The organism is Acidobacteriota bacterium (assembly GCA_016703965.1).
In the GTDB taxonomy this organism is placed as follows: domain Bacteria; phylum Acidobacteriota; class Blastocatellia; order Pyrinomonadales; family Pyrinomonadaceae; genus OLB17.
In genome coordinates this window covers 904282-929013 of record JADJBB010000025.1, presented here as the reverse complement: position 1 = coordinate 929013, position 24732 = coordinate 904282, and the positions used below count along the sequence as shown (strand labels likewise).

Genomic DNA, 24732 nt, shown 5'->3' with positions numbered 1-24732 from the left:
AATGAGCGAACAACAACAAACACAAGCAACCGGTGCGGCACCGACCATCGCGGTCGCAGAATTCCTGGACAAGGACCCGCCTGAGGTAAAGGAAGCAAGGCTTCTCGCCATGCGTTATCGGTTGCCGTATATCGACCTTTTGCCGCCGGAAGGCGAATCGCCCGTTGACGTTGACGAGCTCGCAAAATTGCCGGTCGAACTGATGCTCCGCAATCAATTTGTCCCCCTTCGACGTGACGGAAATAATATGCACGTCGCGATGGCGGATCCGACGAATTTAGAGCGGCTCGATGAGCTCGAAAATGTTCTAAACGTTCGAATCGTTCCGCATGTTGCGACTGCTGGGGCGATCGATGTTGTGCTCAGAAAGGGCGATTCGACCCAGCGTGTGCTTCAGGAAGCGGCGTCGGGCTTTAAGATGTCGCTGCTCAAGGAAACCGAGAATGGCGACGAGGTTCTGGATCTTGACCGTCTCGCGTCGGACACGGAAATGTCGCCGATCATCAAGCTCGTCGATACTATTCTTTACAACGCAATGGAATCGCGATCGTCCGATATTCACATCGAGGCCGGCGACCGAGATGTACGCGTTAAATTCAGGATCGACGGAGCCTTGTATCAGAAGGTCGATCCGATCGATATCTCATTTCACCAAACGCTGATCTCGCGTATCAAGGTCATGTCAGAGCTGGATATTGCTGAGCGCAGAATTCCGCAGGACGGACGTTTTCGCGTCAGGTATAAAGGCAGAACGGTAGATTTTCGTGTATCGATCCTACCCTCAGCGTACGGCGAGAATTGCGTTATTCGTATCCTTGATAAGGAGCAGATCTCGGAGGAATTTAAGAATCTGAGCCTTGATGTGGTCGGATTTGACCCTGACGACATCGCTCGTTTCCGCCTTTATATTAAAGAACCGTACGGCATGGTCCTGGTAACCGGACCGACCGGTTCCGGTAAGACGACTACGCTTTACGGAGCTTTGAACGAGATCCGAGCCGAGGAAGATAAGATCATTACGATCGAAGACCCGGTTGAGTATCAGTTGCAGGGAATCATGCAGATCCCGGTCAATGAGAAGAAAGGACTGACGTTCGCCCGCGGCCTCCGTTCAATTCTCCGACACGACCCCGACAAGGTCATGGTCGGTGAGATCCGCGACGAAGAGACTGCACAGATCGCCATTCAGTCCGCGTTGACGGGCCACCTTGTGTTCACCACGGTTCACGCGAATAACGTTATCGACGTTATCGGCCGTTTTATCAACATGGGCGTCGAGCCGTATAACTTCGTCTCGGCTCTGAACTGTGTGCTCGCACAACGATTGGTTAGAATGCTTTGTCCGGTCTGCAAAAAAGCCTACGATCCTACCGACGAGGAACTCTCAGAGTCGGGCATGCATCGTAATAAATTGCCTGCCGGCCAGGTTTTTTACCGAGCGGTCGGCTGCGACGCATGTAACCACACAGGCTATCGCGGACGAACTGCGATCCACGAACTCCTTGACATGTCTGACCCGATCCGAGAAATGATCATCGAGCGCCGTCCCGGTTCTGAGATCCGACGCCAGGCTGAAAAAGAAGGACTCAAATCGCTCCGGGAATCGGCCGTAAAGAAAGTATATCTCGGCCTTACGACTCTGCATGAGATCAATCGCGTGACGTTTGTTGAGGAGATCGGTAAGGTGTAGCTCTAGTATGCAAGAGAGCTGAACTCAAGGCGTTCTTTTGGTATTAAGATCCTATTATATTGAATGAGTTTCGATACCCAAATGATTTTTAGAGCCTGTTTTTGTCTGACCCTTATCGGTCTTTTTGCTATCGCTGCCTTTAGCCAACTTGCCGGTAATCCTGAGAATTGGTGTCGTGAGGGTTTTTTTACCCAGGAAACCAAGACTTTTGGGGTTGGCTTCGTTAAGCCTAAGGCCGGAAATCGCACCTATTTCTACAACGACGATCCGTCGAAATGTCCTGCTGCATCTTCCTGCCGTTCCAAGTCATATCTTGTGAAACAAGACCGGGTCATCACCAGCAAAACCTTTGGGGATCATGTCTGTGGATGGTTTACTGGATCTAAAGGAGCGGTCAAGGTTGGTTGGCTAAAGAAAGCCGATCTGGAATTTCCGGAGCTGCTCATGGATGCCAGCGAAAAGATCTGGACCGGGGAATGGCAGTATGCTTCGAATACCATCTCGTTTTCGCCGAATAAGCTTAACGGCTACCTAAACGTTCAGGGAAACGCGTTCTGGAAGGGAATGGGCGACAATATTCATATCGGTGAACTTGACGGCCGTTTCGAACCGAAAGATGGTGTTCTTGAGTACTCGGATGGAACCGGCCAGTATGACTGCCGCGCGAGGATGCAGCTTACGATGCAAATGTTCCTGATAGTCGCGGATAATGGATATTGCGGCGGAGCAAATGTTTCATTCTCAGGTATCTACCGAAAGGTCGCTAGCAAGCCAAAGAAAAATTGATCAAACTATAAGCTTGGCATAGACGCTTGGATCAACATTACCTCCGCTGACAACGAGGCAGATCTTCTGATCTCGAAAACGTTCCGCATCGACCAGGATCGCGCCCAAACTCAGAGCCCCGGTTGGTTCGGATTTTAGATTAACGAGACCGAAATACATCCTCAGAGCTTCGATCGTTTTTTCATCCGGTACCTCGATTATTCCGGCAATTCCATCCTTGATTATTTCCCAGTTAAGGCTCCCGAGTGACAGAGTACGGGCTCCGTCGGCGATGGTTTGCGGTTCGGATTCATTGGCCACAATATGGCCTGCTTGAAGCGAACGCGACGCATCATTTCCTGGCTGCGGTTCGGCTCCAAAGACCTTTGTCATCGATCCGTTCCGGCAGAAGGACTGGATCATTCCGGACACAAGCCCGCCACCGCCGACGGCGGTGATCACGACATCAAAATCCTTATCGGCGAGTTCGTCACCAAGCGTTGAATTTCCGTCGATGACATATTTGTCGTTGTAAGCACTTGCGACGTAAGCGTTTGGCATCTCGGCCGCGAGTTGGGCGACACGCTCGCTGCGTCCGATCCTTGCAGTCTCTATTAGGTCAGCGGTTGCTCCGAAACCGCGTACGGCATCTAACTTAACTCTTGCGGATGTCGAAGGCATCACTATCGTGCATTTCTTTCCCAGCAATTTACATGCGTACGCCAAGGCCTGACCAAAATTCCCTGACGACGCGGCGACGATCTCTGTCTCTGCCACATTTAGAGCAAGATTATAGGCCGCCCGGAATTTGAAACTGCCGGTGTGCTGGAATGTCTCGGTCGCGATCGTGATGTCGAGCCCGAGGTGGTCTCGGAGTTTTGACGATTCTATTAATGTTGTAGGTCGTATCGCTTCTGCAAGGCATCTCATAATAAATTGGTGGAATTTCTAATTCCATTATTGAACAGAAATTGATCTGTTGAAAATACGCCTACATCGTTTGCAGGTTGCCGGGTTCGCTCAGTGCTATAGAATCTAACCAATGGAAACTAACTTCAGATCATCCCTGCCGCCGAAATTTGTGCAAAATACGATCTCGCTTTGTGGCGGACGCGGAGAAAAATGGCTCGATGAGTTACCGGAAAGGATCGCAGTCTTGGAGAAAAAATGGCCAATCAAAGCCGGAAATCCTTTCTTGAACCTCTCATATAACTACGTTGCGAATGCTGAGCTCGCCGACGGAAAAAGTGCAGTGCTCAAGATCGGGCTGCCGTTGAAAGATGTCGAGATCTTCGGTGAGGCTGCATATTTGCAGCTGCTTAATGGTGATGGCTCGGTGCGAATGTTGGAGTTCGATCGGGAACTCCAAGCTATTCTCCTCGAACGGGTGGTTCCTGGCTCTAACCTAAGATCTGTCTGCAAAAAAGATCAAGCGAAAGCCGTTACAATCGCTATTGAGATCCTGAAACGAATTCTGCGGCCTGTTCCGCAAACAACCGACGACTTTATTAGGTTGGATGACTGGTTCGATGGCCTCAAACACACGATCGGGACGACAAAGGCCATCGAGCTTTATGCGGAGTTGTCGCGTCAAACCAAAAATACCTTTCTGCTGCACGGCGACTTTCATCACGATAATATCCTCTCGTCCCGACGCGGCCCTTTTCTAGTTATCGATCCGAAAGGAATGATCGGACATGTTAGCTATGACATCGGCGTCTTTCTAAACAACCATCACGAATGGCTCGAATGGGATACGCGTTTGAAAGGCAAGCTTGATAAAGCTATCGCGGATTTCGCCGTGGCATTTGATCTCGAGGAATCTGACATCCGTAAATGGGCGTTTTGTCAGATGGTTCTGTCGTGGTGGTGGATGTTTGACGAAATGCCGGAGATGTTCGGAGAAGAACTTGGCCTATCGGATATTTGGAAAGTCTGACCGTTTTTGTGCTTGCGACTTTGGGACTTTGCGTTAGAATTGCGTTATGGCAAAAGCACACTTCGGAATGATCGGCCTTGGTACGATGGGCTGCAATTTTCTGCTAAATATCGCCGAACACGGCATTGGCGGGGTCGGATACGATCTTGATGAAGCAAAGCGAGACCTTCTTTTGAAGGAAGGGGAAGGAATGCCGGTCGATGTGGGGACCGATCTCGCTGATTTTCTTGCAAAGCTTGAATCGCCTCGCAACATCATGCTTCTCGTTCCTGCCGGCCCCATCGTTGACAAGGTTATCGCGGATCTTGCCCCACACCTCGATGACGACGACCTGATCATCGATGGCGGCAATTCGCATTTTACTGACACGGAACGCCGAGAAGCTGAACTCGCGGTCAAAGGCATCGGATTCATGCGCGTCGGCGTCAGCGGCGGTGAGGAAGGTGCTCGCCACGGAGCCAGCATCATGCCCGGCGGCCGTCGCGATCATTATGATCGGATCGAAACAACGCTCCAGGCAGTTTCAGCGAAAGTCAACGGTGAACCTTGTGTCGCATACATGGGAACGGGTTCTTCCGGCCACTTTGTAAAAATGGTTCACAACGGCATCGAATACGGCATGATGCAGCTGCTGGCTGAGACGTTCGATTTCATGCAGAGTGTTTTGCGTATGGCAAGCACTGAAATGCACCGGACCTTCACGGAATGGAACGGCGGCGAACTAAACTCTTTCCTTGTCGAGATCACATCCCAGGTTTTGCGTAAGACGGATCCCGAAACCGGTAATCCACTCGTCTCAATGATCCTCGACACCGCAGGGCAAAAAGGAACGGGCAAATGGACATCGCAGGCGGCAATGGATTTTGGTGTTCCGATCCCGACGATCGATTCGGCGGTTACAATGCGTCAGATATCGGCACAGAAAGGCACCAGGAAAGAGGTCGCGTTGAAATATGCGGGAATGCGCACTTCCGCAGATCAGAGTCATTCGAGAACCTCGGTTGGCGAACTCGAAGATGCACTTTTCTGTGCTTTTATCCTGACCTACGCTCAAGGAATGTCCCTACTTCAGAAAGCGTCCGAGGAAAAGGGTTTTGGCCTGGATCTCGCAGAAATCGCCCGGATTTGGCGCGGCGGATGTATTATCCGTTCGAAATTGCTCGAATTGATCCGCAAGGCCTATTCGTCCGGCCAGAATATTGAAAGCCTTCTGCTTGATAAGGGCATTTCAGATATGTTGAACTCGCGGGCCGGGTCTTTGCGCAAAACGGTCGTAACCTTCAACGAGAACGGTATTCCTTCAGCTTGCTTTTCCTCGGCGTTGGCATATTTCGATGCATTTCGCACCGAACGGCTCCCGGCGAATTTGATTCAGGCTCAACGAGACTTTTTCGGGGCTCATACGTATCAGCGGATCGACCGGGATGGTACATTTCATACGCCTGATTGGGAGGTTTAAGAATATGGCATTTCCAAATATCTTTGCGAAAGAAGTTTCGGATGGCATCATCGAGCGGCTGAACAAACTTACGCCGGAGTCTCAGCGGCAGTGGGGAAAAATGGATGTCGCAAAAATGCTCGCCCATTGCAGTGTCGCGTACGAGTGCATCTATGAACCGGATAAACACCCGAAACCCGGCTTTCCCATGAGCCTCGTATTGAAGTACATCGTTGCGCCCGTTGTCGTTGGCGATAAACCTGCAAAAAAGAACAGCCCAACAGGTCCGCAGTTCATTATTAGATCAGATAAGGATTTCGAAACGGAACGAGCCAGATTGGTCGCATATATCGTGAAAACGCAGCAACTCGGTGAGAATGAGTTCAATGGCAAGGAATCGCACTCTTTCGGAGTGCTGAATAAAACTCAGTGGAGCAATATGCTTTACAAGCATCTCGATCACCATTTGCAGCAATTTAGAGTTTAAGGTGGGCGGTATGCGTGAGCGACGGGGTTCGTAAACCTTCTATCGTACGGGATCAGTCGGTGGACTCGACGATTTCCCACGCGTGTTCCGCTTTAAGTAGTTTACTCATCAGCGAAGCGTGAACGCTGTGGCCGGATTTTTCGGCGGTGATCTTTCCCTGGATCGGCATTCCTATCAACGCAAAATCGCCAATAATATCGAGTATCTTGTGCCGTACGAATTCGTCGTCAAAACGAAGCGGGGTTTCATTTAGCATTCCGTCGGGAGTGAGGACAATAGCGTTTTCGAGCGAGCCGCCGAGAGCTAAATTCGCCTTTCGCAGCATATCGATCTCGTGAGTAAAGCCAAACGTCCGTGCCGAAGCGATCTCTTTTCCAAACGAACCGTTCTTAAATACAAAATGCAATGACTGGCGTTCGATGAACGGATGCGGAAAGTCAATGACACAGTCGATCTCATAATTCTCCGCTGGCTCGATAGACATTTTTCGATCGCCTTGTTCAAATTCGACACGTTCGAGAACGCGGAAGATGCGCCGTGGAGCATCCTGTTCGACGACGCCGGCTTTAGTTATTAGCTCAATAAAATCCTCGCTCGAGCCGTCCATTATCGGTATCTCGATACTGTCGAGTTCGATGAAACAATTGTCCACACCGGAGCCTCGCAAAGCCGATAGTAAATGCTCGCAGGTCGACAGCACAACGCCCCGTCGCATTAGCGTGGTCGCATAAGAACAATGGGAAATATATTCAACCGAAGCCGGTATCTCAAAATCGTCCAGATCTATTCGTACAAAAATATATCCCGTATTCTGCGGTGCTGGCCGAAGCGTCATGTTGACGTCAACGCCCGTATGCAGGCCGACGCCGGTAATATTGATCGGTTTGGCTAGAGTCGTTTGTTTCATTCTCGCGTTTTGGTATTCAATCTCTGTGCCATTCGAAGTATTCCGGAGATGTTCTGTTTTTGCAGGCGAATTATCCAATTTTACCGTGAACCGATCCCTTCTTGTTGCGATCGAACAACAACCTTGTGGCAGAATTTACTAATCGGCGGTTAGCGATTACAATTTAGTGAAGTTATGGCAATTGAAACCGCAGGTCAGAAGGCCGCGAAAATTACAAAGATACGGATCGAAAATTCGTCCACGATCAAGCTGCCCAAGGATGTTGAAGGGAGCATAAATAAAGTTCTCGATTTCCTTCCGATAGAGCAGTATCGCGGCATTGAGAAGATAAAAATCGTCGATTTTATCAACGATCCAAGGCTGAAAAATCTGGACACTCCCCTCAAAGGCGATCTTCCGGGGCTGTATCATCCACGCGAGGGAAATCGTGCGCCCTGGCTCGAGATGTCAATGGGGGCTTTACTGCTTCCGACCGAGGGATTCATGAAGAAATTCATGGCTAAGAGTTCGTTCAAGGGCAATCTCGCAGGGCTTTTATTTTCGCTCGTTGGGCAACACTATTATCTCACCCAGAAACACTCGGTAAAACGCACTGCTCTCGAACCTCAGATCCGGCAATATGCCGAGAAAAACCTTCGAGTCTGGAGCGAACAGCAAAATCAAAACAGCGTCAGAGCAAAGATATTCAAACCGTTCCGTCCGCTTTTAGAACGCTGGGCGAAATGGCTAAATAAGAAAGCAGCAGAGGCGAAGAAATAGAAATGGCGAACTATTGGATGGTTAAACAAGAGCCCTCGGCGTACTCCTGGGATGATTTTGTGCGCGACGGTAAGACCGATTGGACCGGCGTGCGGAACTTCAAAGCCCGGAACTTTCTCAAAGATATGAAAAAGGGAGATAAGGTCTATTTTTATCACTCTGTCGTTGGAAAAGAGGTTGTAGGTATCGCCGAAGTCACCAAGGAAGCGTTTCCGGGCCCGACCGACACGGCTTGGCATGCGGTCGAGCTAACGCCGAAATCGCCCCTAAAGAAACCCGTCACTCTTGCAGATATTAAAGCAAACAAAGCACTCGAGAACATTTACCTGGTTCGCCAGCCGCGTTTTTCGGTGATGCCGCTCACGAAAGACGAATACGAAGAGATTCTCAGCATGTCGAAATAGCTGGACGCCGAGCATCTTGCTCGCCCGCTCTGGTTCGTAGACAGGCCTTGGCGAGCAGGTGGCTCGCACTCCAGTTTTATGCTCAAAGACGCCGTAAATTACTACAACGAACTTCTTACCGACAGCGATCTCGCTACATCGTCGCAAAAACTCCTCGACGAAGGGCTTGAGAGTTCCAAGCTCATCTTCGGCGGCCGTCGCTTATCGCCATATTTGCGTCCCCACTTTGTGATGGAGAGCGACTGGACGATGATCAAGTCGACCTGCGAAGTCGTTTTTGGGGCTCTTCAAAAGGTCAAGGATGCAGCGATCGGTGACGATGCCATCCTTGATCAACTCGGCGTGACGGAGATCGAACGTGGCCTGATCAAGATCGATCCTGGCTACTCACACGTCTCACCGACTTCGCGCCTTGATTCGTTTCTCACTGACGAGGCCTACAGTTATGTTGAGCTCAACGGTGAAAGTCCTGCAGGCATCGCGTTTGCCGATTCTGCAACCAAGATCTTTGAATCTCTTCCGGTGATGAGGAAATTCTCGGAACGCTACTCGCTTCAGGGACTCGAAGGCCGCTCGAAACTTCTTAACGTGTTGGTCGATTGTTTTACGGAATTCATCGGAGGCAAAAAGCCGGAACGTGCTCCGACGATCGCCATCGTTGACCTCGACGATCTGCCGACCATCAAGGAATTTGAGCTTTTCAAAGAATATTTTGAGTCAAACGGCTATCCTGCGATCATCTGCTCGCCGAGCGAATTAGAGTTCAAGAATGAACGGCTCTCGTGCAACGGCACGCCGATAGACATAGTTTACAAACGACTGCTCGTTAACGAATACCTGCCGATAATGGAAGCCCAGCCGGATCTGCTCAACGCATATCGTGCGGGTACGGTGTGCATGGTCAATAGCTTTCGCGGGAAACTTGTTCATAAGAAGGCAATATTTGCAGTGCTAACGAACGAGCGATACAAATACCTTTTCAACGCCGAAGAACTCTCCGCGATCGATAAGCACATTCCCTGGACGCGCAAATTCGTTGCTGAAAAGACGGAAAACAAGGGTGAGAGCATCGACCTGGTCGAGTGGACGCGATCGAATTCTCACAAATTAGTCCTCAAGCCCAACGACGATTACGGCGGTAACGGCATCTATATCGGCTGGAACTCGACCGAAACGGAGTGGGACGATGCGATCGCAATTGCATTGAAAGACGGCGATTATCTCGTGCAGGAACGCGTGAAAACCGCGAAAGAGACTTTCCCAATGTTTATTGACGACGAAGGAAATTGGGAGATGACCGAGCAGTTGGTTGACCTCGACCCGCTCTTGTTTATGGGGAAGGTCGGTGCCGCATTCACGCGGCTTTCTTCGACGGAACTCGCAAATGTTTCCTCCGGCGGCGGAATGGTGCCGACGTTTATTATTTCCGACAAATAATACGATCTTTTTCTAATGAAGCTGGAAAAAAAAGCCTCCCGTCTTAAAACTCTAACTGATGAATACCTTGCGCTCGAGAGTAAGCTAAAACTCGGGGGCGGCCCAGAGAAAGCAGCTAAGATCCATGCCCAGGGCAAACTCACCGCCCGCGAAAGGATCGATCTGCTTCTCGATCCGGGCACGTTCAGCCAGGAGATCGGGCTGCTGGTGGCGTATGACGAATATAACGGCACGGCTCCGGCCGCAGCCGTTGTAACGGTTGTGGGGAAGATCCAGGGCCGCGAATGTGTGGTTGTCGCTAATGATGCCACCATCAAGGCCGGGGCATGGTATCCCGAAACTATCAAAAAGATCCTCCGTGCCCAGGAGATCGCGATGCGCAATCGCGTGCCGATCGTATATCTGGTTGATTCTGCAGGAGTTAATCTTCCGTATCAAGGCGGTGTGTTTCCGGGGCAATACGGGGCCGCACGAATTTTTTACTACAACTCGATCATGCGGCGGTATCTCAAAGTTCCGCAGATCTCGGCCGTGATGGGAATGTGCGTGGCGGGCGGAGCTTACCTGCCGGCGCTCTCAGATGTGATCCTGATGGTCGAAGGCACGTCGTTCATGGGACTTGGCGGTGCAAATCTTGTCAAGGGTGCGACCGGGCAAACTATTGATAATGAGACACTTGGCGGTGCAATGACGCACAATGCGATCTCCGGCGTTGCCCATTATCGAACCAAAAGCGAAAAGGAATGTCTCGATAAGATCCGCGACCTGATCAGCGAACTTCCCGCAAAAGAGCCAACACGAGTATCTATGTCAGAACCGGGAGCGGTAGCGACTGGGTCCCTGTCCGTCTACGACATCCTCCACGGAGACCACCGTGCTCCATACGATATGCGGGCTGTGCTCGACACGTTCATCGACGAGGAGGGATCGACGAATTCCAGGCGGATTTTGCTAAAGAAATGATCTGCGGCACTGCGCGGATCGGAGGAATTCTGGTCGGCGTCATCGCTAATTCCCGCGGCATGTCGAAGGGTAAGCCGGGAACTCCACCGCGTTTTGGGGGCATTGTCTACAAGGAATCCGCCGAGAAGACTGCCTATTTTATTGAAAATTGCAGCCGTCATTCGACGCCGCTGCTCTTTGTACAGGACGTGTCAGGCTTTATGGTCGGTGCCGATGCGGAGCATAGCGGCATCATTCGTGCGGGGGCTCAGTTTGTCGAAGCAATGGCGACGGCCGCTGTTCCGAAGATCGTCGTAACGATCAATCACGCGTCCGGAGCAGGCTATTACGCGATGGCCGGGCAGGGATTTGATCCTGATTTCATCTTCTCGCTGCCTTCCGGGCGAATGGGGGTGATGGAAGGCGACAGCGCAGTTCAGGCGATCTTTGGAACACAACTCGATAAATTAAAGGCTGCCGGACAGGAGCCCGACGACTCGTTAAGGGTTGAAATGCAAAAGGTCCGAGAGACCTATGACAAGGAGCTCGACGCCAAACACGCCGCCGCCCGCGGGCTGGTCGATGCGATCGTCACGCCCGAAAACCTTCGGGAATCGCTCCTCCTTGCTCTGCAAACCTGCCTTAATACTTCTCAGCCGCACATCGGGGCGTTCGTTCTGCCGCGATAGAGACACTTGGTTTCCTATTGTGTGCGTGCTTCGCGGAGAAAAAAGTCTTTCCAAATTCTCGCAGAGCCGTTATTATTGACAAGTCGCTGATTTTCGGCGATCCATCCTTCTTGTTCCCGCGTTTCGATCCTTAAGAAAATGAGAAAAATATTTTTACGAACCGCGGCGGTGTGCGCCGTCTTGGTGGCACTGGCTTGTGGGGCGAACGGCCAGGTTAAAAAGACTGCGACCGCCGCGGCGTCCGATGGCGGAAAAGTGGCGGCGACGGTGTTAAAGGGAACCGGAAAGGTGGCGGTTATTGTTGTCGGGTCTGCGGCGAAGGTTGCGTGGGCTACGACTAAATTCGCGGCAAAACGGGTGGCTTGGCCGGTGGCTAAGACCGTACTCTTGAAGGCACCGGAAAAGGTTGCTGTACTCGGATTAAAGACGGTTGGGTTTAGTTTGCGGAAGGGAATTCCGACGGTCGGGAAGATTGGTTTCGCGTACTTGAAGACGAAACTCCCGTAGGCGGTCAAAATATTAAAGATTGGAGATCTGAGGCTGCCTTTTGAGGGCGGCTTTTTGTTTAGGGAGCATGTGAAAGCCCTTAATTACGCGCGGGCTTTCAGTTCCTGATAATCGAGGATCGCGGAACGTATGACTTCGTATGACTCTTCTCGCCCATACGAATAGGCTATCTCGCAGACATTTGGTTCGTCGGGGAGAGATTTATAGGTTAGGAAATAGTGCTCGAAACGCTCGAGGATACCTTTTGGCAGTCGAGCGATCTCGGTGTACTGCTCAAAGACTTTGTCGCCCTTCAGGACGGCGATGATCTTATCGTCAGCTTCGCCTCCGTCGATCAGGCAAAATCCGCCGATCGGCACCGCTTTTAGGATAATATCGCCACGCGGAATATGATGTTCCGATAGAACGAGAATATCGAGAGGGTCATTGTCGCCGTCGCTGATCGGTTTAGTGTATTTAGGCCGAGCAAGATCAGCGATCCGCGTTCCGCAGTAAGTCTGCGGAATGAAACCGTAGTTTGCCGGAACTACGTTCGAATACTGCTGCGGCCGGTCGATCTTAAGATAGCCTGTTTCTTTGTCGACCTCATATTTCACCGTGTCACGAGGTACGATCTCGACGAAAACGGTAACTTCCGCGGGTGAACTATCGCCGATCGAAATTCCGTGCCACGGGTGAGCTTTGTTGTTGCGAAAAGCTGTCATTCTTCTATTAGAACACGGAGCACTGAAGATAGTAATCTATACTCGGTTTGTCTCAGCAGAAAATTATAGATGGAAAATAGTTCAGACGCACTACAGATCGAGAGGATCGGGTCATTCTGTATTGTACGCTTTACGCGGCCCGAGATCCGCAACCCGCTCTCGCTCACGGTGCTGGATCAAATACATCTTGCTCTCGATGATCTTCATTTGTATGAGGAACTCGAGACATTGGTTTTTACCGGCAGCCAGCTTAGCTTTGCATCCGGCGCTGATCTGCGCGAGATCGCCGCGGTCACTGCGGAGAACGCGGTGGGATTTGCCCGTTACGGGCAAGAAACGATGGTACGCATCGCGGTGCTTGAGATGAGGACGGTCGCGGCGATCAACGGATTCTGTTTTGGCGGAGCTTTGGATCTGGCATTGGCGTGCGACGTTCGCGTGGCCTCCCCGAACGCTAAATTCGCTCATCCTGGTGCCGGGCTCGGCATAATAACAGGCTGGGGCGGCACTCAGCGCTTGCCGCGGCTTATAGGTCAGACCAACGCCTTAGAGATGTTTTTTACGGCAGAGGCGATAGATGCCGAGCGTGCTCTGCATATCGGCCTTGTGGACCTGGTTACAGATGATATATTTAGAAATGAACTGCTAAACGTATTATGAAGAGATTTATCGTCACATTGATCGGGCTAAAGATCTGGCTCTTACTCGTTTTCGCGACGTTGTTTTTCTCTAATGTGCCGGTCGATATTGAGACCTTGGCTTCTGCCGCCCAACCGACCCCAACCCCTGCTGCCGACGGCAAGAATCCCAGAAAGACCAGCGAACCGTACACCGGCGATCTCTCGATCTTTGAGGATGCGGCCCGCGACAAGAATTTGCAGATCGACCGCGTAATGGATATTTTGAAGATCAGCGAAGGGAGATCGGTCGCGGATATCGGAGCCGGCTCCGGTTGGTTCTCCGTCCGGGCCGCAAAGCGTGTCGGGCCCGGCGGGCAGGTCTTTGCCGTTGAGATCAACCAGGAGTACATCGATCACATTAACCAGGGAGCGGCCGCAGAAGGGTTTAAGAATATAAAAACGATCCTGGGAAAGCCTGACGATCCGTTACTACTTCCAAACTCCGTCGATGTCGTATTTATCCTCAAGACGTATCATGAGATCGCCGAGCCCGTCGCCTTGATGAAAAAGGTCAGGTCGGCATTAAAGAAAGGCGGACTCGTCGGCATCATCGACCGAAATGGCAATGGAACCGACCACGGTTTGGACAAAAATGTCGTCGTGCGTGAACTCAAGCAGGCGGGATTTGCCCTGAAATGGGAATACGATTTTGTGAAGCCCGACAATATGGACTATTTTCTTGTATTTGAATAACTATGAAGATCTCACTATTAAAACTTGCACACGCTCGATCGGGCGACAAAGGTGATACCGCGAACGTCGGGCTTATCGCTCTCAAGGACGAGTACTATCCGCTGCTTGTTCGCGAAGTGACGGCTGAACAGGTTAAGAGGCATTTTGGCCCGATGGTGAAGGGAGATGTTGAACGATTTGAGCTGCCGAATTTGAAGGCGTTGAATTTTCTGCTTCACGGCTCTCTCGGCGGCGGCGGAACCTTAAGCCTGATGACCGACGCTCAAGGCAAGACGTTTTCGACGGCTTTGCTACGGATGAATATCGAGGTGAGCGATACCGAAGCCAGTGCGTTAGGTATGTAGATCTCGATCAGTAAATGGTGCTGTGCTCAATAGACGAGAGGCACCGCACCGTAGTTTACTATTTCTTCTTGATTATCACGCCCGTTCCTTGAAAGTCGTATACATCGATCGAGAGTTTTTCTCCGCCCTTCTCGACCTCGATGAAATACATTGTCGGGTTCTTGTCGTCGTAACTGCTGAGTTTCCAGCCGGCAGCCTTCAGTGCGTCTGAGTACTTTGCGACCACAGCGACCTTACTGTCTTTGTGGACAGCTTTGAATTCGGTCGGCGTGCTTGCCCAGACGACGGCGTTTTCCTTGATCGGCAAGTTCATCGAGTCCCACGGAGCAGTTACCGGAACTGCCGTAACATCGGGCTTCCAGCCGCAAGAGCTGATCGAAAGTGCCATTAAGATGGCAAAGCTGCGAATTGAAAGAGTTTTTATCATCAAGTTTCTCCTTATGGTCTGTCTCTAGATCAAGCAGAAAATATTTCGATACCGAGCGGTTTATAGCTTGGCCATTCGCTCGCTAGCGTTATCCCGGTGCTTCTGTTCAGATTGAATTTTTGCAACAATATAGTATCTTTTGAGAAATGCAAAATTGGCTCGGTATGCAGCGAAGCGACACGGTGCGTTAGAACAAGAATGGCTGCCTCTGGAGTTTTTAACGCGTGACCTGGAGTTTTTATTACCGATAAGGAAAAAAATATGCGAAATCTATTGGCGTTGTTGGTGTTCATCTGTCTCTTGGGAAATGGCGTTCTCGGTCAGGCTGCTGGTTCTACTTTGCTTGGCTTTTCTTCGGCGGGTTCGGTCGACCAGAGGGCTATGGAGCAGAGATTTGATTCGTATTTGAATCCAAATAACCTGCGGGATTGGATGAAGCGTCTGTCGGCTCGCCCACACCATCTCGGCTCTAAGTACGGCAAAGAGAATGCAGAGTTCATCGCGTCGCAGTTCAAGGCGTGGGGATTTGATACTAAGATCGAGGAGTTTGAGGTCCTGTTTCCGTCGCCAAAGACGCGAATTGTCGAGATGACAGCGCCTGAGAAGTTTGTTTTGAAGTTGAACGAGCCCCCGGTTAAAGGTGACGAAACATCGATCCAGCAAAAAGAGCAGCTGCCGACGTACAATGCGTATTCGATCGACGGAGACGTCTCGGGGCCGCTTGTTTATGTAAATTACGGCACGCCCGCAGATTACGAAGAACTGGAGCGTCGCGGCATCGATGTAAAAGGAAAGATCGTGATCTCGCGGTACGGTGGCTCCTGGCGTGGTATCAAACCTAAAGTCGCCGCCGAGCACGGAGCCGTTGGGTGCCTGATCTATTCGGACCCGAAAAATGACGGGTTCTATCAGGGCGACGTCTACCCGAAAGGCCCGTACCGCAACGAGAACGGCGTTCAGCGTGGCTCGGTGATGGACATGCCGCTCCATCCTGGAGATCCATTGACGAAGGGCATTGGAGCAACGAAAAACGCAAAGCGCATTGACCGAAAAGATGCCGAAACCCTGACAAAGATCCCTGTGCTGCCCATTTCCTATAGTGATGCTTTGCCGCTCTTAAGAAATCTCGATGGAGCAGTTGTTCCGGACGCTTGGCGCGGTGCGTTGCCAGTAACGTATCATTTTGGCAGCGGCACGCCGACGGTCCGAATGAAGCTCCAGTTCAACTGGGAGATGAAAAAGATCTATGACGTCATTGCCAAAATGAAAGGCTCGGAGCTGCCTGATCAATGGATCATTCGAGGCAATCATCACGACGCGTGGGTCAACGGAGCCGACGACCCGATCAGCGGCCTCGTTGCGGAAATGGAAGAAGCTCGGGCGATCGGCGAGCTTGTGAAAAGTGGCTGGAAGCCAAAGCGTACTATTGTCTATGCCGCATGGGATGCAGAGGAGCAAGGGCTGATCGGTTCGACAGAATGGGTTGAAACACACGCTGACGAGCTGCGCCAAAAAGCCGCCGTTTATATCAACACCGACTCGAACGGCCGGGGCTTTTTGGGAATGGGCGGTTCGCACACGCTTGAGAAGTTCATTAATGAGGTTGGCCGCGAAATACCCGATCCGCAGACCAGCATGTCTGTGTGGGAACGCTCGCGTGCGCAGCAGATCGTAAACGGCTCACCCGTTCAGCGTCTTGAGTTAACAAACCGTCCGGATCTGCGGATCGGTGCATTGGGTTCCGGTTCCGATTACACGCCGTTTTTGCAGCATTTAGGGATCGCTTCGCTGAACATTGGATTTGGCGGGGAAGACGGCAGCGGGACTTACCATTCGATCTACGATTCCTATTCACACTATTTCAAGTTCAGCGATCCGGGCTTCAAATATGGTATCGCCTTATCTAAAGTCTGTGGGCACAGTGTTTTACGGCTGGCAAATGCTGACGTTCTCCCGTTCGATTTTGCGAATTTCGCTGACACCGTCGGCGTTTATGTGAATGAGGTAACCCGCCTCGCCGACTCATTGCGTGAAGACGCCAAGACAGCTAACCAAATGATAACGAGCGGGATGTGGCGAGCGGTCCAGGACCCGACCGACAAACTTTCAACTCCGAAGCTTAAATCCGAGGTTCCGAATATCAATTTCGAACCGCTAAAAAACGCACTCGCGAAATTGAAAAATAGTGCCGCCGAATATCAAAAGGCAGCGGCCGGGAAACAACTCTCCGCATCTGAACGCAAAACGCTCGACGACATTCTCTACAAAAGCGAACGCCTCTTAACCCGCAGCGAAGGCCTGCCCCGGCGCGACTGGTTCCGGCATCAGATCTACGCTCCGGGTTTCTACACCGGCTACGGCGTAAAAACTCTGCCCGGAGTTCGCGAAGCTCTCGAGCAGCGAGACTGGACCGAAGCTCAGGAGCAGATCCTCATCGTCAGCCGCACGATCGAAGGTTTTTCGGCTCAGATCGACCGTGCAGCAAAGGTATATTGATAGCAAAATGTCACCAATACTGATCACAAACGACGGGGCGATCCGAATCATCACGCTTAATCGGCCCGAGAAGCGCAATGCCTTGAATGATGAGCTGATCGCGGCGTTGAAGGCTGCTCTGCGTGAAGCGGACGTCGACGAGAGCGTGAAATGTATCGTCATTCGTGGCGCCGGCAAGGATTTTTGCTCGGGAGCGGATCTTTCGGCATTGCAAAAAATCGCAAATGCATCGCACGAAGAGAACCTCGAAGACGCCCGCTCGCTAGGTGAGTTGTACAAACTCATTCGGCGTGTTCGTCAGCCTGTGATAGCGGCGGTTCGAGGTCGTGCTCTGGCGGGTGGTTTCGGACTTGCTCTGGCATGCGATCTTGTCTTCGCTCACGATGACGCGAGATTCGGTTTTCCCGAGGTCAAGATCGGATTCGTTCCCGCGATGGTTGCCGCGATACTTCGGCGGAATATGTCGGAGAAAGACGCCTTCGCGACTCTAACCTTCGGATACGAGATCAGCGCAAACGAACTTCGCGACCGAGGTATTATCGAAGGTACCGTTCATGACGAGGACTTCGACGCAGAGATAATTGCAATAGCCAAACAGTACGAAAAACTATCAGCTTCCGCCGTTCAGATGACGAAGCGACTACTCTATGACATCGACAGTGTAACCTTCGACGAGGCGATCGAACACGGGGCTCAAGGCAATGCAACTGCTCGGATGACTGAGGATTGCCAGAAGGGAATTGCTACGTTTCTAGAGAAGTAACGTCTATCGCATTTAGAATCATTTTGGAGAGACTGGACAACCTTGCGAAGTATTCAAGCGTATCGCCGTTTAGTTGATCAAGACACGTATCTAGATCTTGTGAACATTGGCGAAGGCAAGTCATCCGTTTCATGTCCAATTTTCCTTCACGTTCGATGAAGACGGTAATACACCCAGCCGAAAATGTATCAATCGAAACCAGATCTGGCCTGTCGGGTTTGGAAGCTCCCAGTGGGAACGGGACACTCTTCCACAAATCCCATTCCCGTTTGATTTCATCAAGCATCGTGTCAGGCCTCAACGATCTCAACTTTCGTCTCGATCAACGATTTCGGTATCAACGCTGGAAAATAAGCCATTATCTCCTCGACCTTCGGGCGACCACCTGCAAAACCAGTTACTGATGGTGGACCCGTAAGGATCAACGGGGCGATCTCTTTTGTAAATCTTTCGACATCTGCCTTGTTCTGGCCGCGAACTCCGATTCGGAATTGGACTTCGGGGATGTCGCTGGCAGGCTCGCCTGAGAGGTGGCCGTGGGTGGCGTTTACGCCGACGAATTCGGTTAGGATCGTGTCGAATTTTAGGCCGAGGTTGTCGAGCCGTTCGCGGAGGATGCGGTCTGCGGCCTTAGCTTTCTTGTTCGCGTCGGGCCAGGAATAGACTAGTGTGCCGACGGATTTCCAGCCGCCGGTGTAGGCGATGGAGACTTTGTAGAAGTCGGTTTTCGGGTGGCCGGTGATTCCATAGACCTTGACGCGGTTATCACCTACGGCTGCTAGCTGGATCGAGGCAAAATCGGCTACGACATCCGGTGTGATGTATGAATGCGGATCGCCCATTTCGTATAAGAGCTGCTCTTTGACGGACTGAATGTTGACGCGGCCGCCGGTTCCTTCGTGTTTGGTCACGACGAATTCGCCGTTTGGCGAGGCCTCGATGATCGGGAAGCCAATGTTTGCCATGTCGGGGATGTTTTGCCAGTCGTACTGGCAATTGCCGCCGCTCGATTGGGCGCCGCATTCGATGATGTGCCCGGCGATCGTTCCGGCTGAGATCTTGTCCCAGTCGTCGAAACTCCAGCCGAATTCATGCACCAGTGGAGCGAGCGTCAAACCTGTGTCGGTCAGCCGTCCGCCGACGATGATATTGGCACCTTTGCCCAAAGCCTCAACGAGCGGAGCGGATCCGAGATAGACGTTGGCGGACTGGACCTTATCGCGGATCGATGCGAGCGGCGTACCGTCGTCCATAGAATCGATCTTAATACCATCGGCAAGCCAGTCGTCGAGTTTGTCGAGCACGTCGTCGCCAGTAACTATTCCGATCTTTACTTTGCCCTGCAGGCCGAGACCGGCGGCAGTTTCACGGATCGCTTCCGCGCAGCCCGGAACATTTACGCCGCCGGCGTTCGACAGGACCTTAATGTTCTTTTCGACGCAATCCGGCAAGATCTCGCCGAGCAGTGAGACAAAATCCCGGGCGTAGCCAGCTTCCGGGTTGCGAGAACGCTGTTTTTGCAGGATCGACATCGTGACCTCGGCCAGATAATCGAGCATTAGATAATCGATCGGCCCTTTTCGCACCTGATCGACCGGAGCCGTTAGAAGGTCTCCCCAAAATCCCTGTCCGCCTGCGACGCGTATCTTATCTTTCATGGTTAGTGTTCGTAAAAAATAATAATACCGCTTCGAACCAAAAGGAACGAAGCGGTATATTGCAAAATCTTATTCGGTTATAACTTACGGCCTGCGCGATGGGCTTCCAACGATCGCTCTCTTGCTCTTGCGATAGACCCATTTTGTGCCATTCGCAGTTTTAACAGCCACCCAGGTGCCGCCTTTCCACGATTTTTTGGCGACCCATTTGCTACCGTTCCAAACCTTGCCGCCGGTTTCAAAGCCGACGCGGTAGCCTCTTTTAACACCGTATTTTGATTTGTTGTAAACCTTTTTCGTCGTCTTCTGGACCTTGTCGCCCATCTTGCCCATCATCGTGTCTTGGGCGTGGGTCGAAACAGCACCGCCAATAAACGTGATCGTCATGACGAACGCAAAGGCCATGAGTATAGATTTGATTTTATTCATAGAAATCTCCCCTTTTGATATCAATGTCATTATAACACGCTAATATAATTGCATTTAGGAACGGAGCGTTATGTGCGGTTGCGTACTAAACTGTACGGACGTTGGCATTGATGTACTTTACAATATCTTCAGTCGAGGTTCCCGGCAGGAATACTTCGGAGACGCCGTTAGCTTTGAGCGTAACGATGTCTTCTTGTGGAACGATGCCGCCGACCAGTACAAGCGTGTCGTCCATACCGTTTTCCCTGAGCAGATTGACGATCCGCGGGCATAACGTGTTGTGCGCACCGCTGAGGATCGAGATGCCGACGGCGTCGACGTCTTCCTGCAAAGCGGCGGACGCGATCATTTCCGGAGTTTGACGCAAACCGGTGTAGATCACTTCCATTCCGGCGTCACGCAGGGCACGGGCGATGACTTTCGCACCGCGATCGTGGCCGTCGAGGCCGGGTTTGGCGACCAAAACTCTGATCTTTCTTTCACTCATACTTGGAATCAGTATATTAACGAGCGATGCGTCCGAGCAAACCGCCGCGTTTGATATATGGCTTCATTTGAGCCCATGTGTAAGAAAACACGCCTGCCGGTTCGATCGCCTGTATAACGTGCGGGAAGCCGTAGCTGTAATTGAACATCACACCGTCTTTGGAAACTGAGTAGCCTTCGAGATTCGCGGCCTTAAAGTCCGCGTTCTCAAAAAGCCGTTCCGGATTCGGCTCCTGCCAATCAGGCTCTTTCTTGATCTCGATGATCGATGCCGCGATCTCTTCCTTTTGGCCTTTCTTGATCATAGCGATCAGGCCGGGAATATTGGTAAAAACAGCGGATGGTTTCGCGACAATGCCGGTCTTGGCATCGACAACGACGGTTCGGGTCATGCTTGAGGGATACGCAGCAGTGCCTTCCATTGAGTGCGATACGCAGATCACGCCGTTATCGTTATATAGGACCTCAAAATCAGAAGCCTCGAGCCACTGATACTCGGACATCTCTTCCTTAATACTGATGCCGAGAACGCTGAGTGGGCTGATCGCCTTTTCGATCTTTCTCGAAAGTGCGGGCGTCGATGCTTTTACGACGGGAAATTCGATGGTGAACGTTTTCTTGAACATCCGGGGTTTTGGACGTTTGTAGGTGACCGTTTTCTTAGTGATGGTTACGTGCTGGCCGAACGCGAGCGTCGAAAAAGCGGCGATGCAGATTGCCGAAAGTAATAGTTTAATTCTCATAGGTTTTAACCAGGTCCATATTCGGCGAGCCGAAAATGCATTTCAACTTTTTACCAATTCCGGCCTGTCTTTTCATCGCCTGAAACATCTCGAACCAACCGTGCGTGTTTATCCAAAGCGGATTGTAGCTTCGTATCGGTGTGATTATTCCATATCGCGGTTCTTCGGTTTCCGAAATAAATGAACCAAACATTCTGTCCCAAATGATCAGCACGCCTGCGTAATTCTTATCCAAATACGGATTGTTCACCCCGTGATGGACGCGATGATGCGAGGGTGTGTTAAAGATATATTCGAACGGCCGACCCATCGTTTTGATGAATCTTGTATGGATCCAGAACTGGTAGATCAGGTTAAAACCGTGCATCACGGCAAACATCCACGGAGCAAACCCAAGAAGCATGACGGTCGCGTAAAAGATCCAATGCAGCGTACCGCTGAACCAGCTCTGACGCACCGCGACGCTCAAATTGTAGTGCTCGCTCGAATGATGGACAACGTGGAAATTCCAAAACAGCCTCATTTCGTGGCTGACCCGATGGAAAATGTAGTATGCCAGATCATCGACAAAGAACAACGCCACCCACGTCCACCAGGCATCGGCGGGAAACTTGTAAGGAGCGATGTCGTAAAAGAACAGATAGACCCCGCCGGTCAGTAGCCCAAACAAAGCGCCCCAGACAACGCTCATAAAACCAAGAAAGATATTACCCCACGTATCTTTCCGATCAGCGTATTCGTCCGATCCTTTCCGATACGCCCACCACGCCTCGAATGCGATCATGAGGGCGAAGAATGGAATAGCAATGACGGTAGGACGAAGCATCAATTCCAACGATAGTTCTTCACAAGGTTTGCATCAAGAGGGAACGCCAAAATTCATTGCAAAAACCCGAGCCTCAGCAAGGGCGAATCATTTAACTGGGACGATTCGCCCTTGCTGACGCGCGGGCTTTTGCACCATAATCCAAGAATGAAAAAAACCCTGAAGATCGTTGTTGGTTTGCTTGCTCTCGGATTTATCGTTTTGCAGTTTTTCCGCATCGATAAGGCCAATCCGCCGGTAGTTCAGGGTGAGACTCTTGAGGCCGCAGTCGCCGTTCCCGCGGATATCTCGCAGATACTCGGACGCTCGTGCAACGATTGCCACACGAACACAACCATCTATCCGTGGTACGCGAACATTCAGCCATCAGGCTGGTTCCTCAAGGATCACATCGACGATGGCCGTCGGCATCTAAATTTCAGTGTTTTCAATACCTACGCGCCGACCAAAAAGACCAAAAAACTCGAAGAGATCTGCGAACAGGTCGAATCCAAGGAAATGCCTCTCCCGTCATACCTCTGGATCCACAGCGAATCCAAACTGAGCGAAAGCGACGCAAAAGCGCTCTGCGACTGGACGAAGGATGCCGGAGCCAAGCTTGAAGTTAAATAGCCAGTTTGGTCAAAGAAAAAATTATCGAAAACCATTCGACCAATCTCGCAAATACCTCTACCAAACTGCCTGTTCTAAACCGGCAAACGAGAAACTAGTTAGACCAAAACCACAGTTTTACGACAGAACTGCCCAGAAAAAGGGAGTTTTTCTTAAAGTGTGAAACGATTCACACTTTCTATGGTAACACTTGCGGTGCAGGCATTATTTCAAAATTGGGGGCGCTTATTTTTTGCGTTTTTTAGAGTCCGTCCGGTTGTGGCGAATGACCGCATTTGGGCTCAAGAACGTTTATTCGTAGAATATTCGTTATGCCTATCCTGCCGATTGTTCATTATCCGGAGCCAGTCTTATTGACGGTTGGAAAGCCTGTGGATGTCTTTGATGCGGAACTGGAGCGTCTGGTCGCGGATATGTTCGTAACGATGGAGGATGCTCGAGCGGTCGGGCTGGCAGCTCCGCAGGTTGGGGTTGGGCGGCGGTTGTTTGTGATGGACACGCCGGAGGACGAGGACAACGAACGCCAGCGGCATGTATTGATAAACCCGGAAATAATCCACGTCGAAGGCGAACAGGTCGGCGACGAAGGCTGTTTGTCGTTCCCGGGGCTTTATCAGGTCGTCAAGCGGGAAATGCGTGTCATCGCACGGGCGCAAAATATTAAAGGTGAGCAGATAGAAATAGATGTGAAAGATCTGGCCGCAAGGTGTATACTTCACGAAAATGATCATTGCGACGGAATTGTTTTTCTCGACCGAATGACGCCACTAAAGAGCCAGTTCGCCAAGCGCAAGATCAAAACACTACAAAAAACAGGGAAGTGGAACTGATTTGACTATCGAAGACACCAAATTGACTGCGGAGATTGGTTCGAGCGGAGAGCTGAATAAATACCTGGGTGAAGGCTGGGTGTTGATCCTGAGTTACGTAAAACATGAAAGCGATACCCAGAAGCCGCGGTTTGTGGTCGCATGGCAGCAGGCCGGGCCGGCGATCTTCCCCGAAATGCTTGATGAATGGGAGCAGCGGGAGATCATGCGTCAGCGGAATCGCTGAGCCCTCGCGGAGATAGGTGATATCGATTTACCTTTTTCTCGGCGTCCATTAGAATAGTGAAAAATAAAAACGTTTCCGGCTAGTCATTATGCCCCGACCTAGCCATGAACTTTAAGTGGATCAATAGAGTGCCAAGTAGGAGGAGAAGACGATGCTAAAAACTGTCATTCTTGTATTCATCTTGGCGACCGCCGTTCTGCAAGCAGCGGCTCAGACAACTATTTTCAACATCCCTTCGGCGGATACGCAGAGCCGCGGTTCGTGGGGACTCGAAGCTGACTTTATTACAAAGCCGGTCTCTTATCGAGACGGCGGCTTTCAAACGTACGGCTACAGAGTCTCGTACGGACTCGGGAACCGGACCGAAGTTGGAACGAATTTTTATTTGACCAAGGGTCTCGGCGACTCCACGGGGCAAGTTGAATTCAGCCTTAAACAGAACATTTATCGCAACGAAAAGCTCGGTGTTAGCGTTTCTGGCGGGACGGTCGTCTTTGTTCCCGTTCGGCAAACAAATGGCGATAAAACCGCGATCATGGTTTACGGCAACGCCAGCAAGATCATTGAACCGCTCAACGGACTGACAGTCACCGGCGGCGTTTACCATGTGTTCCGCGGGAATGATTTTGGTACCAGAACAGGCGTGATGGCGGCGGCGGTTCAGCCGATCGCAAAGAAATTCAGCTTCGTGGCTGATTGGTATTCAGGGCAGAACCGATTAGGCTACTCTTCCGCCGGGATCAATTATCAGATATCAACGCGGCAGTACATTTTGTCGGGCTACAGTTTTGGCAACTCAGGCAGAGGCAACAATGCTTTTGCAGCTTATTACGGTTACACGTTTTAGTATT

General features: G+C 51.2%; 27 protein-coding genes and 1 pseudogene. 19 read left to right on the top strand and 9 right to left on the bottom strand.

Annotated features, from left to right (window positions below):
- Nucleotide 1 precedes the first annotated feature (1 nt).
- Together IPG22_21775 and IPG22_21770 are read left to right on the top strand one after the other, a co-directional pair.
- Nucleotides 2-1690, top strand: a complete 1689-nt coding sequence (locus IPG22_21775) for a type II/IV secretion system protein (protein ID MBK6590905.1) — start codon at nucleotides 2-4, stop codon at nucleotides 1688-1690.
- Nucleotides 1691-1753: 63 nt separating this feature from the next.
- Nucleotides 1754-2476 carry a hypothetical protein gene (locus IPG22_21770; protein ID MBK6590904.1) on the top strand — a complete coding sequence of 241 codons (723 nt, stop codon included), beginning with the start codon at nucleotides 1754-1756 and terminating at the stop codon, nucleotides 2474-2476.
- Here the strand turns inward: IPG22_21770 and IPG22_21765 are convergent, their stop codons facing one another.
- Nucleotides 2477-3385, bottom strand: coding sequence for a pyridoxal-phosphate dependent enzyme (locus IPG22_21765; protein MBK6590903.1), 909 nt, complete (start codon nucleotides 3383-3385; stop codon nucleotides 2477-2479).
- 112 nt (nucleotides 3386-3497) lie between these two features.
- Here IPG22_21765 and IPG22_21760 point away from each other — a divergent pair, with 112 nt between their 5' ends.
- Genes IPG22_21760 through IPG22_21750 form a run of 3 tightly spaced genes read left to right on the top strand, consistent with a single transcriptional unit; the run spans nucleotide 3498 to nucleotide 6319 of the window.
- On the top strand, nucleotides 3498-4394 hold the full coding sequence (locus IPG22_21760; protein MBK6590902.1) for a phosphotransferase: 897 nt from the start codon (nucleotides 3498-3500) through the stop codon (nucleotides 4392-4394).
- A gap of 46 nt (nucleotides 4395-4440) precedes the next feature.
- The gene (gene gndA, locus IPG22_21755) at nucleotides 4441-5853 is read left to right on the top strand and encodes an NADP-dependent phosphogluconate dehydrogenase (protein ID MBK6590901.1); all 1413 of its coding nucleotides are present in this window, start codon (nucleotides 4441-4443) and stop codon (nucleotides 5851-5853) included.
- Between the two features lie 4 nt (nucleotides 5854-5857).
- Nucleotides 5858-6319 (top strand): DUF1569 domain-containing protein, encoded by a 462-nt coding sequence (locus IPG22_21750; GenBank protein ID MBK6590900.1) that lies wholly within the window; start codon nucleotides 5858-5860, stop codon nucleotides 6317-6319.
- A 52-nt stretch (nucleotides 6320-6371) separates the two neighbouring features.
- On the opposite strand, the gene IPG22_21745 is transcribed toward IPG22_21750, so the two are convergent.
- Entirely contained in the window at nucleotides 6372-7226 is an 855-nt protein-coding gene (locus tag IPG22_21745) for a UDP-3-O-acyl-N-acetylglucosamine deacetylase (GenBank protein ID MBK6590899.1), read from the bottom strand.
- A 174-nt stretch (nucleotides 7227-7400) separates the two neighbouring features.
- Here IPG22_21745 and IPG22_21740 point away from each other — a divergent pair, with 174 nt between their 5' ends.
- The 5 genes and pseudogenes from IPG22_21740 (at nucleotide 7401) to IPG22_21720 (ending at nucleotide 11964) form a co-directional block, all read left to right on the top strand.
- A complete protein-coding gene (locus tag IPG22_21740; protein ID MBK6590898.1) occupies nucleotides 7401-7985 on the top strand; it encodes a hypothetical protein in 585 nt (194 codons plus the stop codon).
- Between the two features lie 2 nt (nucleotides 7986-7987).
- Nucleotides 7988-8389 (top strand): EVE domain-containing protein, encoded by a 402-nt coding sequence (locus tag IPG22_21735; protein MBK6590897.1) that lies wholly within the window; start codon nucleotides 7988-7990, stop codon nucleotides 8387-8389.
- Between the two features lie 78 nt (nucleotides 8390-8467).
- Nucleotides 8468-9826, top strand: a complete 1359-nt coding sequence (locus IPG22_21730) for a hypothetical protein (GenBank protein MBK6590896.1) — start codon at nucleotides 8468-8470, stop codon at nucleotides 9824-9826.
- Nucleotides 9827-9841: 15 nt separating this feature from the next.
- Nucleotides 9842-11457, top strand: a pseudogene (locus IPG22_21725) (acyl-CoA carboxylase subunit beta).
- A 138-nt stretch (nucleotides 11458-11595) separates the two neighbouring features.
- A complete protein-coding gene (locus IPG22_21720) occupies nucleotides 11596-11964 on the top strand; it encodes a hypothetical protein (GenBank protein ID MBK6590895.1) in 369 nt (122 codons plus the stop codon).
- Between the two features lie 83 nt (nucleotides 11965-12047).
- Here the strand turns inward: IPG22_21720 and IPG22_21715 are convergent, their stop codons facing one another.
- Nucleotides 12048-12668, bottom strand: coding sequence for an inorganic pyrophosphatase (locus tag IPG22_21715; GenBank protein ID MBK6590894.1), 621 nt, complete (start codon nucleotides 12666-12668; stop codon nucleotides 12048-12050).
- 69 nt (nucleotides 12669-12737) lie between these two features.
- Between IPG22_21715 and IPG22_21710 the strand changes: the two genes are divergently transcribed.
- From IPG22_21710 to IPG22_21700, 3 genes are read left to right on the top strand one after another with little or no spacing between them, the layout of a single operon-like run.
- Nucleotides 12738-13328, top strand: coding sequence for an enoyl-CoA hydratase/isomerase family protein (locus IPG22_21710; protein MBK6590893.1), 591 nt, complete (start codon nucleotides 12738-12740; stop codon nucleotides 13326-13328).
- The gene (locus IPG22_21705; protein MBK6590892.1) at nucleotides 13325-14041 is read left to right on the top strand and encodes a class I SAM-dependent methyltransferase; all 717 of its coding nucleotides are present in this window, start codon (nucleotides 13325-13327) and stop codon (nucleotides 14039-14041) included. The genes IPG22_21710 and IPG22_21705 overlap by 4 nt, the downstream gene beginning before the upstream one ends.
- A gap of 2 nt (nucleotides 14042-14043) precedes the next feature.
- A complete protein-coding gene (locus tag IPG22_21700) occupies nucleotides 14044-14385 on the top strand; it encodes a hypothetical protein (GenBank protein MBK6590891.1) in 342 nt (113 codons plus the stop codon).
- 58 nt (nucleotides 14386-14443) lie between these two features.
- Here IPG22_21700 and IPG22_21695 read toward each other — a convergent pair whose 3' ends face one another.
- The gene (locus tag IPG22_21695; protein ID MBK6590890.1) at nucleotides 14444-14812 is read right to left on the bottom strand and encodes a hypothetical protein; all 369 of its coding nucleotides are present in this window, start codon (nucleotides 14810-14812) and stop codon (nucleotides 14444-14446) included.
- 261 nt (nucleotides 14813-15073) lie between these two features.
- On the opposite strand from IPG22_21695, the gene IPG22_21690 reads away from it, so the two are divergent.
- Both IPG22_21690 and IPG22_21685 read left to right on the top strand, forming a co-directional pair.
- A complete protein-coding gene (locus IPG22_21690) occupies nucleotides 15074-17308 on the top strand; it encodes a M28 family metallopeptidase (GenBank protein ID MBK6590889.1) in 2235 nt (744 codons plus the stop codon).
- A gap of 7 nt (nucleotides 17309-17315) precedes the next feature.
- Nucleotides 17316-18071 (top strand): enoyl-CoA hydratase/isomerase family protein, encoded by a 756-nt coding sequence (locus IPG22_21685; protein ID MBK6590888.1) that lies wholly within the window; start codon nucleotides 17316-17318, stop codon nucleotides 18069-18071.
- A gap of 290 nt (nucleotides 18072-18361) precedes the next feature.
- Here IPG22_21685 and IPG22_21680 read toward each other — a convergent pair whose 3' ends face one another.
- The 5 genes from IPG22_21680 to IPG22_21660 all read right to left on the bottom strand — a co-directional run bounded on the left by IPG22_21680 (nucleotide 18362) and on the right by IPG22_21660 (nucleotide 22213).
- Nucleotides 18362-19729, bottom strand: coding sequence for a DUF1446 domain-containing protein (locus IPG22_21680; GenBank protein ID MBK6590887.1), 1368 nt, complete (start codon nucleotides 19727-19729; stop codon nucleotides 18362-18364).
- Between the two features lie 84 nt (nucleotides 19730-19813).
- Nucleotides 19814-20158: a hypothetical protein gene (locus tag IPG22_21675; GenBank protein ID MBK6590886.1), complete on the bottom strand. Its 345-nt coding sequence runs from the start codon at nucleotides 20156-20158 to the stop codon at nucleotides 19814-19816.
- 85 nt (nucleotides 20159-20243) lie between these two features.
- Nucleotides 20244-20645: a cobalamin B12-binding domain-containing protein gene (locus IPG22_21670; protein MBK6590885.1), complete on the bottom strand. Its 402-nt coding sequence runs from the start codon at nucleotides 20643-20645 to the stop codon at nucleotides 20244-20246.
- 16 nt (nucleotides 20646-20661) lie between these two features.
- Nucleotides 20662-21387, bottom strand: a complete 726-nt coding sequence (locus IPG22_21665) for a hypothetical protein (GenBank protein MBK6590884.1) — start codon at nucleotides 21385-21387, stop codon at nucleotides 20662-20664.
- Nucleotides 21377-22213: a sterol desaturase family protein gene (locus tag IPG22_21660; GenBank protein MBK6590883.1), complete on the bottom strand. Its 837-nt coding sequence runs from the start codon at nucleotides 22211-22213 to the stop codon at nucleotides 21377-21379. Before IPG22_21660 ends, IPG22_21665 begins: the two co-directional genes overlap by 11 nt.
- Before the next feature lie 147 nt (nucleotides 22214-22360).
- Between IPG22_21660 and IPG22_21655 the strand changes: the two genes are divergently transcribed.
- The 4 genes from IPG22_21655 to IPG22_21640 all read left to right on the top strand — a co-directional run bounded on the left by IPG22_21655 (nucleotide 22361) and on the right by IPG22_21640 (nucleotide 24728).
- Entirely contained in the window at nucleotides 22361-22825 is a 465-nt protein-coding gene (locus tag IPG22_21655) for a heme-binding domain-containing protein (protein MBK6590882.1), read from the top strand.
- A 311-nt stretch (nucleotides 22826-23136) separates the two neighbouring features.
- Entirely contained in the window at nucleotides 23137-23655 is a 519-nt protein-coding gene (gene def / locus IPG22_21650) for a peptide deformylase (GenBank protein MBK6590881.1), read from the top strand.
- 1 nt (nucleotide 23656) lies between these two features.
- Nucleotides 23657-23881: a hypothetical protein gene (locus IPG22_21645; GenBank protein MBK6590880.1), complete on the top strand. Its 225-nt coding sequence runs from the start codon at nucleotides 23657-23659 to the stop codon at nucleotides 23879-23881.
- Nucleotides 23882-24032: 151 nt separating this feature from the next.
- Complete coding sequence (locus IPG22_21640; protein MBK6590879.1) at nucleotides 24033-24728, top strand: hypothetical protein; 696 nt, start codon at nucleotides 24033-24035, stop codon at nucleotides 24726-24728.
- The last annotated feature ends 4 nt before the right edge of the window (nucleotides 24729-24732 follow it).